This window comes from Arthrobacter sp. N199823 (assembly GCF_002929705.1).
Classification (GTDB): domain Bacteria; phylum Actinomycetota; class Actinomycetes; order Actinomycetales; family Micrococcaceae; genus Specibacter.
In genome coordinates, this window is record NZ_PJIN01000003.1 from 462,333 (window position 1) to 478,401 (window position 16,069).

At 60.1% G+C, this 16,069-nt stretch carries 17 protein-coding genes and 1 tRNA gene; 12 read left to right on the forward strand and 6 right to left on the reverse strand.

Translation table 11 applies throughout. The features are described 5' to 3' along the window. Positions 1-64 precede the first annotated feature (64 nt). Positions 65-961, forward strand: a complete 897-nt coding sequence (locus tag CXQ93_RS09340) for a class C sortase (RefSeq protein ID WP_104110156.1) — start codon at positions 65-67, stop codon at positions 959-961. A 187-nt stretch (positions 962-1,148) separates the two neighbouring features. On the opposite strand, the gene CXQ93_RS09345 is transcribed toward CXQ93_RS09340, so the two are convergent. From CXQ93_RS09345 to CXQ93_RS09355, 3 genes are all read right to left on the reverse strand, one after another. Next, positions 1,149-2,174 carry a 6-phosphofructokinase gene (locus CXQ93_RS09345; RefSeq protein ID WP_104110157.1) on the reverse strand — a complete coding sequence of 342 codons (1,026 nt, stop codon included), beginning with the start codon at positions 2,172-2,174 and terminating at the stop codon, positions 1,149-1,151. A gap of 123 nt (positions 2,175-2,297) precedes the next feature. Then, on the reverse strand, positions 2,298-2,669 hold the full coding sequence (locus tag CXQ93_RS20640) for a hypothetical protein (protein WP_181036101.1): 372 nt from the start codon (positions 2,667-2,669) through the stop codon (positions 2,298-2,300). Between the two features lie 74 nt (positions 2,670-2,743). Continuing rightward, positions 2,744-4,207 (reverse strand): PspC domain-containing protein, encoded by a 1,464-nt coding sequence (locus CXQ93_RS09355; protein WP_104110159.1) that lies wholly within the window; start codon positions 4,205-4,207, stop codon positions 2,744-2,746. 114 nt (positions 4,208-4,321) lie between these two features. Between CXQ93_RS09355 and CXQ93_RS09360 the strand changes: the two genes are divergently transcribed. Together CXQ93_RS09360 and CXQ93_RS09365 are read left to right on the forward strand one after the other, a co-directional pair. Next, complete coding sequence (locus CXQ93_RS09360) at positions 4,322-5,596, forward strand: ATP-binding protein (protein ID WP_104110160.1); 1,275 nt, start codon at positions 4,322-4,324, stop codon at positions 5,594-5,596. Further along, positions 5,593-6,249, forward strand: a complete 657-nt coding sequence (locus CXQ93_RS09365; protein ID WP_104110161.1) for a response regulator transcription factor — start codon at positions 5,593-5,595, stop codon at positions 6,247-6,249. Before CXQ93_RS09360 ends, CXQ93_RS09365 begins: the two co-directional genes overlap by 4 nt. A 157-nt stretch (positions 6,250-6,406) precedes the next feature. Here the strand turns inward: CXQ93_RS09365 and CXQ93_RS09370 are convergent, their stop codons facing one another. After that, positions 6,407-7,639 carry a pyridoxal phosphate-dependent aminotransferase gene (locus CXQ93_RS09370; RefSeq protein ID WP_104110162.1) on the reverse strand — a complete coding sequence of 411 codons (1,233 nt, stop codon included), beginning with the start codon at positions 7,637-7,639 and terminating at the stop codon, positions 6,407-6,409. A gap of 252 nt (positions 7,640-7,891) precedes the next feature. Between CXQ93_RS09370 and CXQ93_RS09375 the strand changes: the two genes are divergently transcribed. The 9 genes from CXQ93_RS09375 (at position 7,892) to rplL (ending at position 13,919) form a co-directional block, all read left to right on the forward strand. Further along, positions 7,892-7,964, forward strand: a tRNA-Trp gene (locus CXQ93_RS09375). Positions 7,965-8,082: 118 nt separating this feature from the next. Beyond that, complete coding sequence (gene secE, locus CXQ93_RS09380) at positions 8,083-8,373, forward strand: preprotein translocase subunit SecE (RefSeq protein WP_104110163.1); 291 nt, start codon at positions 8,083-8,085, stop codon at positions 8,371-8,373. Between the two features lie 88 nt (positions 8,374-8,461). Next, complete coding sequence (gene nusG / locus CXQ93_RS09385) at positions 8,462-9,286, forward strand: transcription termination/antitermination protein NusG (RefSeq protein ID WP_104110164.1); 825 nt, start codon at positions 8,462-8,464, stop codon at positions 9,284-9,286. Between the two features lie 129 nt (positions 9,287-9,415). Beyond that, positions 9,416-9,847: a 50S ribosomal protein L11 gene (gene rplK, locus CXQ93_RS09390; protein ID WP_062286616.1), complete on the forward strand. Its 432-nt coding sequence runs from the start codon at positions 9,416-9,418 to the stop codon at positions 9,845-9,847. Positions 9,848-9,994: 147 nt separating this feature from the next. Continuing rightward, positions 9,995-10,702 carry a 50S ribosomal protein L1 gene (gene rplA / locus CXQ93_RS09395; protein WP_062286617.1) on the forward strand — a complete coding sequence of 236 codons (708 nt, stop codon included), beginning with the start codon at positions 9,995-9,997 and terminating at the stop codon, positions 10,700-10,702. 84 nt (positions 10,703-10,786) lie between these two features. After that, the gene (locus CXQ93_RS09400; RefSeq protein WP_104110165.1) at positions 10,787-11,362 is read left to right on the forward strand and encodes an N-acetyltransferase; all 576 of its coding nucleotides are present in this window, start codon (positions 10,787-10,789) and stop codon (positions 11,360-11,362) included. Positions 11,363-11,386: 24 nt separating this feature from the next. After that, positions 11,387-12,472: a GNAT family N-acetyltransferase gene (locus CXQ93_RS09405; RefSeq protein WP_104110166.1), complete on the forward strand. Its 1,086-nt coding sequence runs from the start codon at positions 11,387-11,389 to the stop codon at positions 12,470-12,472. A gap of 360 nt (positions 12,473-12,832) precedes the next feature. Then, positions 12,833-13,420, forward strand: a complete 588-nt coding sequence (gene rplJ / locus CXQ93_RS09410) for a 50S ribosomal protein L10 (protein WP_104110167.1) — start codon at positions 12,833-12,835, stop codon at positions 13,418-13,420. Positions 13,421-13,544: 124 nt separating this feature from the next. Then, positions 13,545-13,919: a 50S ribosomal protein L7/L12 gene (gene rplL, locus CXQ93_RS09415; RefSeq protein ID WP_104110168.1), complete on the forward strand. Its 375-nt coding sequence runs from the start codon at positions 13,545-13,547 to the stop codon at positions 13,917-13,919. Positions 13,920-14,193: 274 nt separating this feature from the next. Here rplL and CXQ93_RS09420 read toward each other — a convergent pair whose 3' ends face one another. Both CXQ93_RS09420 and CXQ93_RS09425 read right to left on the reverse strand, forming a co-directional pair. Beyond that, positions 14,194-14,679, reverse strand: a complete 486-nt coding sequence (locus CXQ93_RS09420) for an aminoacyl-tRNA deacylase (RefSeq protein ID WP_104110169.1) — start codon at positions 14,677-14,679, stop codon at positions 14,194-14,196. After that, the gene (locus CXQ93_RS09425; protein ID WP_104110170.1) at positions 14,676-15,875 is read right to left on the reverse strand and encodes an acetyl-CoA C-acetyltransferase; all 1,200 of its coding nucleotides are present in this window, start codon (positions 15,873-15,875) and stop codon (positions 14,676-14,678) included. Before CXQ93_RS09425 ends, CXQ93_RS09420 begins: the two co-directional genes overlap by 4 nt. Positions 15,876-16,069 lie beyond the last annotated feature (194 nt).

The window sequence follows — 16,069 nt, forward strand, 5'->3', positions numbered from 1 at the left end:
ACTCTGGAGGGAGACGCACGCCGCGTCTCCCTCCAGAGACCTTGACTGAGGAGTCCGCCCGCACATGGGAAGACACAACACGCTGGTACCGGCCAGCACGGCAACGAGCCTGCGGGCAAAGGTATCGGGTTCAGTGGTGTTCATCGCCGTACTGGTCTTCGTTGGCGTCAGTGTCCTCCTCTACCCGGCCACCGCGAGTTGGTTCTCCACGTTGCAGCAGTCCGAGGATCTGGCCACCTATGGCAACAGCGTAGAGGTTCTCGGCCCGGAAGGGCGCAGTGAGGCCCTCGCCGCGGCCAGGGCCTACAACCAGACCTTGACCGGGGGCGCGTTGCTGGATCCGTTCAGCAACGTACCAGCAGATGAGCAGACAGAAGCTGGTGAGGAATACCGAAAGCAGCTCTCCTTGAGCTCGGACGGTGTGATGGCACGCCTGCAGATCCCCTCAATTAAGGCGGACCTGCCGGTCCTCCATGGGACTAGCGATCCGGTGCTGCGGCGGGGCGTGGGGCATTTGTTTGGCACCGCACTTCCGGTAGGCGGTGCCGGCACGCATGCGGTGCTGACGGGCCACTCGGGAATTCCGGAGTCAACCCTCTTCACCGATCTGGAGAAGGTCAAGGTTGGCCAGGATATTTCGGTGGAAGTCTATGGTGAAGTTCTCACATACCGTGTGACCCAGGTTGAAACCATTTTGCCCACCGAGACGGAATCCCTGCGGCCGGTGGAAGGCGAAGATCTGATCTCCCTGATCACCTGCACCCCCATCGGCATCAACACCCACCGCCTCGTCGTGACCGGCGAACGGATTGACACCCCGCCCCAGGAAACGACTAATGGCGGCACATCAATTAACCTCGACTTCCCCTGGTGGGCAGTCGGGTTGGGAACCGCAGCGGCCGCTTCCGTCACCATCCTTGTGGTGGGCGGACGCCGCAATAAGGAACGCACAGAATCCTGAGACCCCCAAGGTCCAGGAAAATCCGGGCAGCCGCACCCCCAGGCGGCTGGCCGGACCGCAGTGAAATGAAAAGCCCCTCTGTCCCCCGGAGGGGCTTTTCTTGTCTACATGGCCCCACTCAGGAACCCCAAAACAAAACAAACGCCCCGCAGCAATGAATGGCTGCGGGGCGTTCTCGATTCAAGGCTTAGCCGAACAGGATGGCGGCTTCGTCATAGCGATGCTGCGGTACTGTCTTGAGGTTCCCCAGAGCGGCCTCGAAAGGTACGTGCTCAATCTCGGTGCCCTTGAGCGCCACCATGGTGCCCCAGCGTGCTTCCACTACTGAATCCACGGCAGCCATGCCCAAGCGGGTAGCCAGAACGCGGTCAAAGCTGGAAGGGACACCGCCACGTTGGATGTGGCCCAGGATCGTGGCGCGGGTTTCAATCCCCGTGCGTGCTTCGATCTCGGGTGCCAGCTGGTCACCAATGCCGCCGAGACGGGGACGGCCAAAGGTGTCAAGGCCGCGCTCGGAGTGTGCCGAGTCCTGGTGGTCGGGGACGAATCCTTCAGCCACGACAACCAACGGCGCACGGCCACGGTCGTGTGCTTCCTTTACCCATTCAACGATCTGGTCCATGCTGGTCTTCTGCTCCGGGATCAGCACGGCGTGGGCGCCGGTGGCCATGCCGGCATGCAGGGCAATCCAACCCACATGGCGGCCCATGACTTCGGCAATCATGCAGCGGTGGTGGGATTCGCCCGTGGTGCGCAAACGGTCGATGGCCTCGGTGGCAATCTGCACGGCAGTGTCAAAGCCGAAGGTGTAATCCGTGGCGTCAAGATCGTTGTCAACGGTCTTGGGCACGCCCACAATTTTCAGGCCAGCATCGGTGAGGCGGCGCGCGGCGGCAAGGGTGCCTTCGCCGCCAATCGCGATCAATGCATCAACGCCGAGCCGCTCCATATTGGCCTTGATGACGTCGGGGCCACCGTTGCCTTCGAAGGGGTTGGTTCGGGAGGTACCCAGGATAGTACCGCCCTGCTTGGAGATGCCTCGGACCATCTGGCGGGGGAGGTCCATGACATCGCCCTCGACCACGCCGCGCCAGCCGTCACGGAAACCAACAAATTCGTGGCCGTAGGACTTGATGCCCTTCAGAACGATTCCGCGGATCACTGCGTTCAGCCCGGGGCAATCTCCGCCGCTGGTGAGAATTCCAATCTTCATGTGTATTTAGGTCCTTCGAGGGATGGAGTCAATGTGGTTTGAGCGCATCATTGAGCTCCTCATCAGACCATTCTAGACGTAGATGTGATCTCGGCAACCTCGCGACCGTTCCGTGGACGTTCGCTATTTCCTTTGCAGCAGGTTGACGGCGCCCCCTGCCACCATGGCAACACCTGCTCCGAGCAGCAGCCACATGGTGGTGAGTCCGGCATCCAGGTTCAGGTCCAGCTGGGTGGCCAGGATGAGCAGGATCCCTGCCACAAGAACGACGGCGCCCCACACTATGGTGCCCACGCGGGCCGGGTGCCGCCCGGCCCGCGTGCCGGCGGGCGAGTTCTGGAGTCCCGGAGTCTCGCTCCCGGCCGCAGCTTCGTGGCTCGGTGACGGTGTTGGGGATGACGGTGTTGGGTCCGTGAAATAGCCGGCCGGCGGGCGATGACTGCCACCACCGGTGGTGCGCTCCGGTTGCTCGAGGGGTTCTGTTGGATTGTTCACGGTGTGCTCCACTCTGTCTGGGGTTGCTGGGGTTGCTGGGGTTGCTGGGGTGTCTGGGAGGTGCTGGTTGTCCGTCACGGAGCTGCCGGCACAGTGACGATGTCAATGTTGCTGGCCACGGCCTGCAGGGTGATGACTAGGCCATAGCCTGTGGCGCTGGGATTGATGGTGCTGGTCATGTCCTGGGTGAGGACGCCGCCGTCGTTCTTTCCATCGATGGAGAACTGGGCGGCCGCCAGCTCACTCTTCACCGTCACGGGGATGCCTGCCGGCACCATGATGCTCATGTTGGCGGTGACTGCCTTGAGCGGCACGTCCACGTCGGCGCTTAGGGCGGTGCCGTCTCCGAGTTGGGTCAGGTCAAAGGTGGCATTGCCCAGCACCACCGTCCGGCCGTCTTCCGCGGCAGCTACGGAGCTGGGGGTCCAGCTGGTGTTGTTGAATGCGTCGACTGGCGTGTTGTTGGCGGGCAGGCTGAGCAGTCCGGCGAACATCAGGGCCAGAACGGCAAACGTCCCGAGTCCGCCAGCCGTGCGGCCGCTCATTCCTGCAGCCACAATGCCGAGTCCGGCAGTGATGGCCGCGGCAGCCGCCGCGACGCCGGCCTCGTAGCCGCCGAGGTGGATGACATTGCCGGCGTCCAGGAGCAGCACGGCCGCACCAACCACGGCAGCAGCGCCGATTACCAGAAAACTACCTGCCGCGCCCAGGCGGGGCTTGTTCTTTACGACTTGTTTTTTGATGTGCATCTGCGGAGTGGGCAGATATGGCTGCTGGATGTAGGGCGCTGTCGGCCCGGAAAACATGGTGGGGCTGGTCGGGCTGGTCGGGTTGGCAGAGCCTCGGGGGCCGTAATCCGCCGCTTTCACGCTGTGGCCGGACCAGGACTGGCCGGGCTGCTGCCCCGCTTCAGGGCCCGGAGCCCCCTGCTGCGGTGCGGCGCCCGAGTCGAAGGAGCGAGCATTCTTAGTCTTGTCGCGGTTGATGACCCAATAGATGAGCCAAGCAACGCCGCCGACCCAGATGACGGGCCAAAAGAACCAGTCCCCGTCGCGGAACGCCCCTGTGCCGGAGCCTCCCAAGCCCAGCAGCGTGGTGATACCGGCTCCTGTCATGCCGGCACTCCAGCGTCCACGGGCCACCTCCTCAACATGAATGCGCCCGTCCGGCTCGGGCAGGAGCGCCCATGCCACGCCATAGGCCAGCAAGCCGACGCCGAAAAAGAGCGTCAGAACTACGGCGAGCCCGCGCACAATCACGGGGTCAATGCCCCATTTGTCCGCCAGGCCGCTGCAGACGCCACCCAACCAGCGGTTGCTCCCGCGCCGGATGCCCAGCCCGCGGAGCCACAGGAAGAATTTTGCGGATTCCGATTGTGGCGGGGCGAAAGCTGGTGCCGGTTCCTGAGCATGGGGTTCATCCTGCACTGGAACCTCGTGTGGGTCTTGTGCTGTCGGGGCCGGTTCTTGCGGTTCCTGCGCTTTTGGTTCCGGAGCGGGGCCGGCTGGTTCTTCTGGGACGTCATGTGGGGTAGTCATAGTTCAATGGTGTCCCGCGGAGCTCCTCGGCGACTATCGGGGGTGACCCTGAAAGAACCCTGAAGCACCCCCGAAAGGGGGCCGGATGGTTGCGGGGCGTGCTTGGATTGAACCATGAGCGCAAAGATGTACCGCACCCAAGAGCGCATGGTCGCCGGGGTTTGCGGGGGACTGGCCGAACACCTCGGCGTCAAGGTGGGGTTGGTTCGTGCCATCATGCTTGGCGCCAGCTTCTTCTTCGGGGCAGGTCTGGTCTTCTATGGGTGGCTGTGGTTGCTGGTGCCCATGGCGGGGGATGAAGCCCGGGAGCGCGGCTCTTTGCTGGACGAGGACGGCAACCCCCGGCTGACGCTGTTCCGGCCCGCACCTGGCGCTCGGGAGGAAAGCAATAGCAACCCGACTCGTCAGCGTCTCTCACTAGGCTTCCGCGAAGTGGCGATCGGCGGCGGACTGGTCATTGCCGCCGTCGTACTCTTTGGGCAACAGAGCGGATGGAATCTTCAGCTGGGCACCCTCATTCCGCTGCTGATTATTGTCCTGGGAGCCGTGCTTGCGTGGATGCAGCTCGATGACACCCGCCGGATCGGGCTGCTCAGCGCCGCCAAAATGAACACACCCATGGCTTTGCTGCGGTTAGGTGGCGGCATCGCCCTGGTCATCGCCGGAGTGATTGTCATTGTTGCCGGCTCCGGTTCTTGGACACTTGTGTGGTCCTCAGTGGTGGCGTCCTTGGCCGTGCTGGCAGGGGTGGCTCTGGTGCTGGCGCCCTGGGTACTGAAATTCTGGCGGGAGTTCCAGTCCGAACGAGCCGGGCGCATTCGCGAAACTGAGCGGGCGGAGATTGCGGCTCATCTGCATGATTCAGTGCTGCAGACGCTGGCCCTGATTCAAAAAAGCGCAAGCTCGCCCGCGGATGTGACTCGATTGGCCCGCGCTCAGGAACGCGAACTGCGCGAATGGATTTATCAGGACGCCGCGCATAATGCCGGGGCGCTCGTGGAACGGGTCAAGGCAGTGTGTGCTGAAGCGGAGGATGTCTACGGACAAGCCGTGGAAGTGGTGGCCGTGGGTGATGCCGAACTGACCGACCGAGGCAGCGCACTGGTTCAGGCTGTCAGGGAAGCGGTGTTCAATGGTGTGCGGCACGGTGGCACCACGGTCTCCGTCTATGTTGAAGCCGGAGCGCAGGGCGTGGATGTGTTTATTAAGGACCGCGGGCCAGGGTTTGATGTCGAGACGGTTCCGGCGGACAGGCTGGGAGTGCGGGAATCCGTCGTGGGACGCATGCAGCGTAACGGGGGGGCTGCTGAGATCATTAGTTCGGCGGACGGAACCGAAGTGCGGTTGCACCTGCCCAGCGAAACTCCAGCCACCGAGGAAGCGAAATGACAATACCGCCAACACCCATCAGGGTTGTGATTGTGGATGACCACGCCATCTTCCGCTCGGGCCTCAAAGCCGATCTGGCCCAGGACATTGTGGTGCTGGCCGAGGCTGCCACCGTTGAACAAGCCATCGTCGCCGTCACTGCCGAACAGCCCGACGTGGTGCTGTTGGATGTGCACCTGCCAGGCGGGCGCGGTCAGGGCGGGCGTGAAGTCATCGCAGGCTGTGCCGCGCTGCTGGCCAGCACCAAGTTCCTGGCACTGAGTGTTTCCGACTCTGCCGAGGACGTGGTCTCGGTGATTAGGGCCGGGGCGCGCGGCTATGTGACAAAATCCATTTCCGGCGCTGAGATCTCCGACGCTGTCCGCCGAGTGGCCGGAGGCGACGCGGTGTTTTCACCACGCCTAGCGGGGTTCGTGCTGGATGCCTTTGGCACCGCCGAAGTCGCAGTGGAAGACGAGCTGGACAAACTCTCGGCACGGGAGCTGGAAGTCATGCGGCTCATTGCCCGCGGCTACTCCTATAAAGAAGTGGCTAAAGCACTGTTCATCTCCATCAAGACAGTGGAATCCCACGTTTCCGCCGTACTGCGCAAACTTCAGCTCTCCTCACGCCACGAATTGACGCGCTGGGCCGCAGACCGCCGCCTGCTGTAAGGGATTTCTGATGTTATGCACCGAACTCCGCCGTGAGTAGTGCGCATAAGGTAATTGGACCGCGCTGATGCGTTGCACTCAGCTTGAGTTGCGCGCATAAACACTTATGCGCACAACCCGAGTCGAGTTGTGCGCATAAGGTCAACGCTTGGGCGGATTACTTCGCTGAGCCTAGGAATTCCTGCAGGCGCGCCACACCGATTGCGAGGTCGTCGTCGCCGAGTGCGTAGGACAAGCGCATGAAGCCGCTGGGACCAAAGGCCTCACCTGGCACAACAGCAACCTCGGCCTTGTCCAGGATCAGAGCCGCCAGTTCGGCGGACGTGGCGGGGCGGATGCCACCAATTTCACGGCCTAACAGGCCGCGGACATCTGCGTAAGCGTAGAAGGCGCCGTGCGGGGTGGGGCATTCCACGCCGTCGATGGAGTTCAGCGCGGCAACCATGGCTTGCCGGCGGCGGTCGAAGGCAACCTTCATTTCATCCACTGCCGTCAGCGGTCCGGAGACTGCCGCTAAGGCAGCCATCTGGGAGACATTGGCCACATTGGATGTTGCGTGGGATTGCATGTTGGTGGCGGCCTTGGTGACATCCAAAGGCGCGATCATCCAGCCCACGCGCCAACCGGTCATGGCGTACGTCTTGGCCACGCCGTTGAGGATGACCACGCGGTCGCCCAACTCGGGTACCGCAGTGGCAATGGAAGTGAAGGGAACGCCGTCGTAGGTCAGGTGCTCATAGATTTCGTCGGTGATAACCCAAAGGCCCTTGGCCGCGGCCCAAAGGCCGATTTCGCGGGTCTGCTCGGGGGAGTAAACAGCACCTGTCGGGTTGGACGGGGAGACGAACAGCAGCACCTTGGTGCGCGGCGTCAAGGCGGCCTCGAGCTGCTCCACGGTGACAAGGTAGCCCTGCTCGGGGCCTGCAAAGACCTCCACGGGAACGCCGCCGGCCAAGCGGATGGCCTCCGGGTACGTGGTCCAGAATGGCGTGGGAATGATGACCTCGTCGCCTGGATCGAGCAGTGTCGCGAATGATTCATACACGGCCTGCTTGCCGCCGTTGGTCACCAACACCTGGGCTGGATCTACTGCATAGCCGGAGTCACGCAGAGTCTTTTCTGCGATGGCCTTGCGCAGTTCGGGAAGCCCCGCAGCTGGCGAGTAGCGGTGGAATTTTGGTTGACGGGCCGCAGCTACGGCCGCTTCAACAATGTAGTCCGGGGTGGGGAAATCCGGTTCGCCCGCACCAAAGCCAATGACAGGGCGCCCTGCAGCCTTCAAGGCCTTGGCTTTGGCATCAACGGCCAGGGTTGCGGATTCGGCAATCGCGGCGATCCTTGCGGAAACACGGCGGGAGTGGACTTGACCAACGCTCAATTCGGCAGACATCAGGATTCTTTCTTCGGTGGGAGGCCCAAAATACAAACTTCGTCACCCTCTACTTTAGGTGCATCCGGTCCTCGGTTCGACTATCGCCGCATCAATGCGTAGAATGGATAATCGGTGTTCAAACACCATGATGGTTCACGCCTTCAAGCCGGTTTGGAATCACGGCCTTGAGACTGTAAGTTATTCATGGTTTACAAACGCCGAGCGGATCTTTCAACGCAGATGATGTTTCGGTTTGTGTGTGAATCCCAAAGGGTAGTGGCGCAATTGGTAGCGCAGCGGTCTCCAAAACCGCAGGTTGCAGGTTCGAGTCCTGTCTGCCCTGCGCATGGAAGTGGCATCTTTGTTTCGCGGCTTCGTCGCAAAATGAGTTCCACCTCCAAGCGAATACTAAGCACGTCGCGCGGTCCGAATCTACGGATTTGCGAGTTCTCCAACGAACGATGAGTGAGGCACTGGTGTCCGAAACTGCGGCAAGCGGTTCCAAGGGATCTGCCAAGAAGGCTGGAAAGCCCGGCAAGCCCGGCTTTTTCGCTGGCATCGCCCTCTTCCTCCGCCAAGTCATCGGCGAGCTGAAGAAGGTTGTCACACCCACTCGCAAAGAGTTGATTAACATGACTACCGTTGTGTTGGTATTCGTAGTTATCGTGATGGGTATTGTTACCGTCCTGGATCTCGGCTTCGGCCAAGCTGTGCTGTGGATCTTCGGTGGAAACGTAAACCTCGAGCAGTAAGACGCTCAAACTGGCCGACCCCGCTGAAAATATTTGGCATGGGTCGGTTTGAGCCATTTAAGAAACGCACAAGGAAAGCAGGAAATTCGTGTCTGAGCTGGAGCCCGAGGCAACAAACAGTGAGCAGGACCAGGACACTGTGGTTGCTGATGCTGCCATCAATGCCGACCTTGATGTTGTTGACGGCGAAACTGCTGACACTGTAGACGCAGAAACTGCGGAAGCAGCAGAGGCAGAAACCGTTGATGCAGAAGTTGACGCAGATGCAGAAGCAGCAACCGACGAGCCGGCCGCTGACGCCGAGCCTGAGGTTGACCATGCCGAAGAGTTCAAGGCTAAGCTGCGTCGCCAGGAGGGTGACTGGTACGTCATTCACTCCTACGCCGGTTACGAAAACCGCGTCAAGGTCAACCTTGAATCACGAAGCCTGTCGCTGAACATGGAAGATTACATCTTCGAAATTCAGGTCCCCATGGAAGAAGTCGTGGAGATCAAGAATGCACAGCGCAAGGTTGTTAACCGCGTTCGCATCCCCGGCTACGTGCTGGTCCGTATGGACCTGACCGACGCCTCATGGGGCGTTGTTCGCCACACTCCCGGTGTTACAGGCTTCGTTGGCAACGCCCACAACCCGGTTCCGCTGCGTTTGGATGAAGTCTTCTCCATGCTTGCCCCGATCTTCGAAGAGCAGCAGGCAGAAGAGACCGGCGTTCCGTTGCGTCACGATCCCAGCGACGCCGAGATTGACTTTGAGGTTGGCGAAGCCGTCATCGTCAAGGATGGTCCGTTCGAAGGCCTGTCCGCCTCGATCTCCGAGATCAAGCCCGAAGCTGCACAGCTGGTGGTTCTGGTTTCCATCTTCGAGCGTGAAACCCCCGTTACGCTCGCATTCAACCAGGTCACCAAGATCTAGTTGCCCCTAAATTTCGTTCCGCAGGGGCGTGCTTAGTTCCCTGCGAAACGTTCGGCCGGACGCCATCTGGCCACCCACCTTGGACGCGCTCCGTCGACCAAGGAAAGATATTGAGAGAAGGACCCTACATTGGCTCCCAAGAAAAAGGTCACCGGCCTTATCAAGCTGCAGATCCAGGCAGGCGCCGCTAACCCGGCACCGCCCATCGGTCCCGCGCTTGGCCAGCACGGTGTCAACATCATGGAATTCTGCAAGGCGTACAACGCTGCAACGGAATCCCAGCGCGGAAACGTTATCCCGGTTGAAATCACGGTTTACGAAGACCGTTCATTCACCTTCATCACCAAGACCCCGCCGGCTGCAGAGCTCATCAAAAAGGCTGCAGGCATTGCTAAGGGTTCAGGTACGCCGCACACCGTCAAGGTTGCTCAGCTGACCAAGGCTCAGGTTACCGAGATCGCCACCCAGAAGATGGTTGACCTCAACGCCACGAGCATCGAAGGCGCAGAGAAGATCATCGCCGGTACCGCCCGTTCCATGGGTGTCACCGTCGAAGCATAAGTCTTTTTAGACTTTCGCTTTACGCCCATTTGGGCACAACAAACATTAAGAACGACGCCGGATGACTCACCTTGAGTGGGCACGGCGGACGTAGTGGCAGGGCCCGCGCGGTCCTAACGACCACAACTGCACAAGGAGAAACGCAGCATGGCAAAGCGCAGTAAAGCATATGAGGCAGCTCAGGCCAAGATCGATGCGGAGACAGTATACGCACCCTTCGACGCCATCAAGCTCGCCAAGGAGACCAACCCCTCCAAGTTCGACGCTACCGTTGAGGTTGCCTTCCGCTTAGGTGTAGACCCTCGCAAGGCTGACCAGATGATTCGCGGAACGGTTAACCTGCCTCACGGTACCGGTAAGACCGCTCGCGTCCTGGTTTTCGCAACCGGTGAGCGTGCAGAAGCTGCCATCGCAGCTGGCGCCGACTTCGTTGGTACCGACGACCTGATCGAAAAGATCCAGGGCGGCTGGACCGACTTCGACGCAGCCGTTGCTACACCTGACCTCATGGGTAAGGTTGGCCGTTTGGGTAAGGTTCTGGGTCCTCGTAACCTCATGCCTAACCCGAAGACCGGTACCGTCACCAACGACGTTGCCAAGGCTGTTAACGAAATCAAGGGTGGAAAGATCGACTTCCGCGTCGACAAGCACTCCAACCTTCACTTCATCATCGGCAAGGTTTCCTTCGACGCTGAGAAGCTGGGCGAAAACTACGCAGCAGCTCTGGAAGAAGTGCTTCGTTTGAAGCCGTCAGCTTCCAAGGGCCGCTACCTGCAGAAGGCTACCGTCTCCACGACGTTCGGCCCCGGCATCCCCGTGGATCCGGCTGCAACCAAGGTAATGGTTGAAGCCTAAGCTTCACTAAATTCCTGAGAAAGGGCTGACGCAGCGTTACGCTGCGTCAGCCCTTTCTTGTTTGCATGCTGGTACGTTAGAAAGATGACTGAAACAGTAGGGGAGGGAGCACAGGTGCAATTTCGTATCCGTCAGGCTGGCGCAGCTGATGCTCCCGCGCTGGCAGAGCTTGCCGCGCTGACCTTTCCGGTGGCTTGTCCTCCCACTAGCCCCAAAACCGAAGTAGCAGCGTTTATTCAAGCGCATCTTGGGCCTGATACCTTCGCCGCGTATTTGGCAGATCCGCTGCGGGTGATATTTGTCGCCGAAGATCAAGCTCCCTCAACGACGGGCCGCCTGCTGGCTTACACCATCTTGGTAGACACGCCCCCGGTCGATGCTGACGTGGCGGGGCTCGTGAGCGCACCGGACGCCATCGAATTCAGCAAGTGTTATGCACATCCTGACGCTCATGGCCACGGTGTGGGGGCCAGCATCATGGCTGCCAGCTTAGATTGGATTGCCAGCCAGGGGCGCCAACATACTTGGCTTGGGGTCAACAGCGAGAACGAACGCGCGCAGAAATTTTATCGGAAGCATGGGTTCGCCATAGTTGGCACCAGAAGCTTTCAATTGGGGAAACAGATCGAGCATGATTACGTCATGGTGCGGTCGGATTGAAAGAAAGAGACAGGTATTTTTGCCATGGCTGAAGCCACCGTCGAACAATTGCGGGTTCCTGAGAATCTTTTGGATAGCTCTGCTGCAGACTTCCTAGAGGCTGTGGAAGTCTCCCGACAAGTCCGCATCAACACGTGGGGCAATGATCTTCTGGCCTATACGCCTGCGGAGCTTTTCGCTCTTTGCCACGATCCCTACGAGTGGTACGTGGTCCTGGTGGCGCGCAATGGCTCAAAGATCATTGGGCGCGCCGGCATCGCGATGCCACTAGATGACAACACCGACTTGGCGCATGTGACCTTGGATGTGCTGCCCGAGGCGGCAGGAAACGGCATTGGCCGGAAACTTCTCGAAGCGGCTGAGCTCTTTGTGAAGGGTGAGAATCGCAAAATTGTGGTGGTTGAGACCAATCATCCCGCTGCAGATCTTGAAGCTGCCGGCTCCACCGGAGAGCGGATTCCCGCAGCTCAGGGAGGTAGTGATCTCCCGCTCAAGAGCCGCGAAGCTCGTTTTGCCAGCAATGCCGGCTACGCACTGGAACGTGTGGAGCAGTTCAGTGCCTGCACCATGCCTCCTCCCGGAGATCTCCTGGCACAGCTGGCCCGTCGGGCTGAGGGAACGCATCAAGGCGCCTACCGTGTTCACCAGTGGCTGGATGCCTGCCCCGAGGAGTGGGCCGCGGACTTTGTCCGTCTGGAAAAGGGCCATAACGAAGACGACGGCGATCTTGGTACTTGGGATGTGAAGCAGCTTCGAGAAGCCGAAGAGCTGTCCCGGCTCACTGGTCGGCGCACCATTGTCAGCGCGGCTGAACACCTGGAAACAGGGGCGCTAGTGGCTTTCACCTCCATTTCATTGCTGGGGCATCGTGACGACGTAGCTTTCCAGGACGACACCGTGGTGGAGGAAGTCCACAAGGGTAAGGATGTGGGGCTGTTCATCAAGGTTGCCAATATGGAACAGCTGGAACTGCATTTTCCCACGTTGCGAACGCTCTACACCTGGAATTCCCCGGAGAACCAATACATGCTGGCAGTCAACGCAGCCTTGGGGTACGTTGGCGCTGGCGTAACGGGGCAGTGGCGCAAGGACTTCAACGCCGTCGATTAGCTACGTGAGCCGGAAGTGTGGCCTATTGCACCTTTCCACGATTTGGATTCATGGCGGCCGCTCCTGTAGGCTTGAAGCACCAAAGACCGTCGGTCGATGATAATCACCCCCAGCTTGATGATGCAGCATGCATCCTGATGCGCTGGATATGGGCAGTTTTTCATCCGAAAGTCCTTCAACAGGACGGCCAGCGCAGGTGCACAAAGCTTATGTAGCAGTGTTGAACCGGGAGAAATCCCATGGATCCGCTGCCACCAAACGCCCCGTACATCTGTGCGGGGCGTTTTTGTTTTACCAGATGCCCTCACAGGTTGACGGCAGGACCAGCAAAGGCCGGCAACTATTCCCGGAAGGAGTGTTATGGCAACGCCAACAAAGGTGGCTGCAGTTGCAGAAATCACAAACGATTTCAATGAGTCAACTGCCGCAGTCCTAACCGAATACCGTGGGCTCACCGTAGCTCAGCTCAAAGAGCTGCGCGTTTCTCTCGGCCAGGACACCAAGTTCTCGGTTGTTAAGAACACCCTGACTGCCATTGCGGCTAAGGAAGCTGGTGTTGATGCTTTCGAAGGTCAGCTCTCCGGCCCCACCGCAATTGCGTTCATCAAGGGTGACGCTGTTGCAGCAGCAAAGAGCCTGACGGATTTTGCAAAAGCCAACAAGCAGCTGGTCATCAAGACCGGTCTGTTCGAAGGTAAAGCTCTCGATGCTGCGGGAGTTGCCGCACTGGCCGCTCTCGAGTCTCGCGAACTGCAGCTGGCACGCATTGCTGCCGTCCTCAAGGCTCCGATGGCCGCCGCTGCGCGCACCATCGAAGCTTTGCGCGTGAAGCTCGCCGAAGGCGCTCCTGTTGAAGAGGCTCCGGCCGCTGAAGAAGCTCCCGCTGCTGAAGAGGCTCCGGCCGCTGAAGAAGCTCCGGCCGTAGAAGCCGAGACCACCGAAGCATAGCGTGCGCCGTCTTCGGACGCGCCGCCTGCCAGCAGGTGATCACCCCTAGTATTTCCCTAGATCCAACAGGGTTTAGGTTTATGGATTCGCCCCTCGCGGGCAAAACACAGAAGGAGCGCCACTCATGGCTAAGCTCACCAACGACGAGCTCATTGCAGCTTTCAAGGAACTGACCATCATCGAGCTCTCCGAGTTCGTTACCCTCTTCGAAGAGACCTTCGAAGTAACTGCTGCTGCTGTTGCAGTTGCAGGCCCCGCCGGTGGCGGAGCTGAAGAAGCCGCAGAGCAGACTGAATTCGACGTTATCCTCGAAGCAGCCGGCGACAAGAAGATCGCTGTTATCAAGGAAGTTCGCTCCATCACTTCCTTGGGTCTGAAGGAAGCCAAGGAGGTCGTTGATTCGGCTCCTAAGGCTGTTCTTGAAGGCGCAACGAAGGAAGCTGCTGAGAAGGCCAAGGAAGCTCTCGAAGCTGCCGGCGCCACGGTTACCCTCAAGTAATCACCTCGCACTTCTAAAGAAGCCCCGCACCAATTGGTGCGGGGCTTCTTTGCGCCTGTCCCCGACGCTGCATCATCTTTTGGGCTTTTTTGGGCGACGCTGCATCATCTTTTGGGCTTTTTTGGGCGACGCTGCATCATCTTTTGGGCACTCACGCTAGGCGCTCGCTCACCCGCCCTTCAAATATCGACAGCAAGTGATGGAGCGTTGGCCAAAAACACCCGGGATGTGATGAAGCGTTGGCCGAAAACGCCCGGGATGTGAGGGAGCGTTGCTATTCGGGCACGGAGATGTCGGCCACCACGGCGCCGTAGGCCGCTACAAGTGCGTCCGCATCGACGAACATGCTGTAGCCGTGCTCGCCAGCGCCCATGGCAACCTTGCGCCCGGATATGCTCTCGTCGGCGTAGACGGGCCACGCCGTAGTGCTGCCCAGGGGAGTGATGGTGCCGCGCTCGTAGCCCGTGGCTTCCAGGGCCACCTCCGCCTTGGGCATTTGTAGCTTGTTGACACCAACCACCGTGCGTAGCTTGGGCCAAGAGATGGAACGGCCGCCGGGCACCAGGGCAAACAGAAACGTCCCATCACTTCGCTTGACCACCAGAGACTTCACAATGTCCTGTGGCGTGATTCCCATGAGAGTGGCAGCCTCTTCCAAAGAATTGGCTGCAGGGCGGGCAAAGATTTCTACTGCGAGTCCGCGTGCTGCTGCGTCCGCCGCGACCCGGGCATGGCCCTCGGGCAAAGAGTCGCCGGTCATTCTGCGTCCCGGAACAGCAACAGAGCTTCCCCCTGGCCGCCACCGCCGCACAATGACACGGCAGCCTTTCCTGTCCCTCGCCTGCTCAATTCCATGGCTGCATGCAGTGCCAGCCGCGCGCCGGAGGCCCCGATGGGGTGGCCTAGCGCAATGGCGCCGCCATGGATGTTGCACTTCTCCAAGGGGAAGTCCAGATCGCGCAAGGACTGAACAGCAACTGAGCCGAAGGCCTCATTGATCTCAATGAAGTCTAGGTCCGCCACGGTCCAGCCTGCCGTTGAAAGCGCCCGGTTAATGGCATTGGAGGGCTGCGAGTGCAGTGAATTATCGGGCCCGGCCACCTGACCGGGGGCGCCCACCACAGCGAGCCACGTCAGGCCGTGCTCTTCCGCATAGGCGCGCGATGACAACACCAGGGCGCTGGCGCCGTCGGATAGGGGAGAGGAGTTCCCTGCCGTAATGGCGCCGTCAGCGGTAAAGGCTGGACGCAAGCCGGCCAGAGTATCCACAGTGGTCTGCGGACGAATTCCCTCGTCCTGATTCAGAGTCAGTGGATCGCCCTTACGCTGGGGAACCAGCACGGGGACGATCTCGTCGGTGAAAACACCGGCTGCGGCCGCTACAGCTGCGCGCTGGTGTGAGGCTGCGGCCACCTCGTCTTGAGCGGTGCGGGTGATATTTAGCCGAATGTTTCCACGTTCCGTGGACAGGCCCATGGAGTCGTTGTCGAAGGCGTCCGTCAGCCCATCATGTGCCGCCACGTCGAGGGCCTCGATGGCGCCATAGGCCCAGCCTTTGCGTGATCCTGGCAAAAGATGCGGGGCCTGAGTCATGGATTCCTGCCCTCCGGCAACCACCACGTGAGCTTCCCCACTTCGAATCAGTCGCGCAGCATCAATGATTGCTGTCAGCCCGGACAGGCAGACCTTGTTGATGGTCAGCGCTGGCACATTCCAGCCAATGCCAGCTCCCACGGAGCTCTGCCGTGCCGGGTTCTGACCGGCACCGGCCTGGAGAACCTGGCCCATAATGACCTGATCGATGTCCGCAACGTCCACGCCCGATCGGGTGAGCGCAGCGGCGATAGCCTTTGCGCCAAGTTCGGCGCCGGTAAATGACGCCAGCTGACCGTTCAGCCGCCCCTGTGGAGTGCGGGCTCCGGCAAGAATTACTACATCGTTTGCTTGTGACGCCATGGCCGCACTGCTCCTTGAACCTTATTCCGCACAGGTCCTCGTTGAACTGTGCATCCCTTCCATAGAATCTAACAGCACCGCCCCCTGTGAAAATTCCTTTTGGCTGTCCGACGGCGGAGCAAACGGAGTATTATGGGCGTGCAGCGGCGGTGAGAATATCCATACTTGCGATTTTCCAAATCTCGGGGTAGACA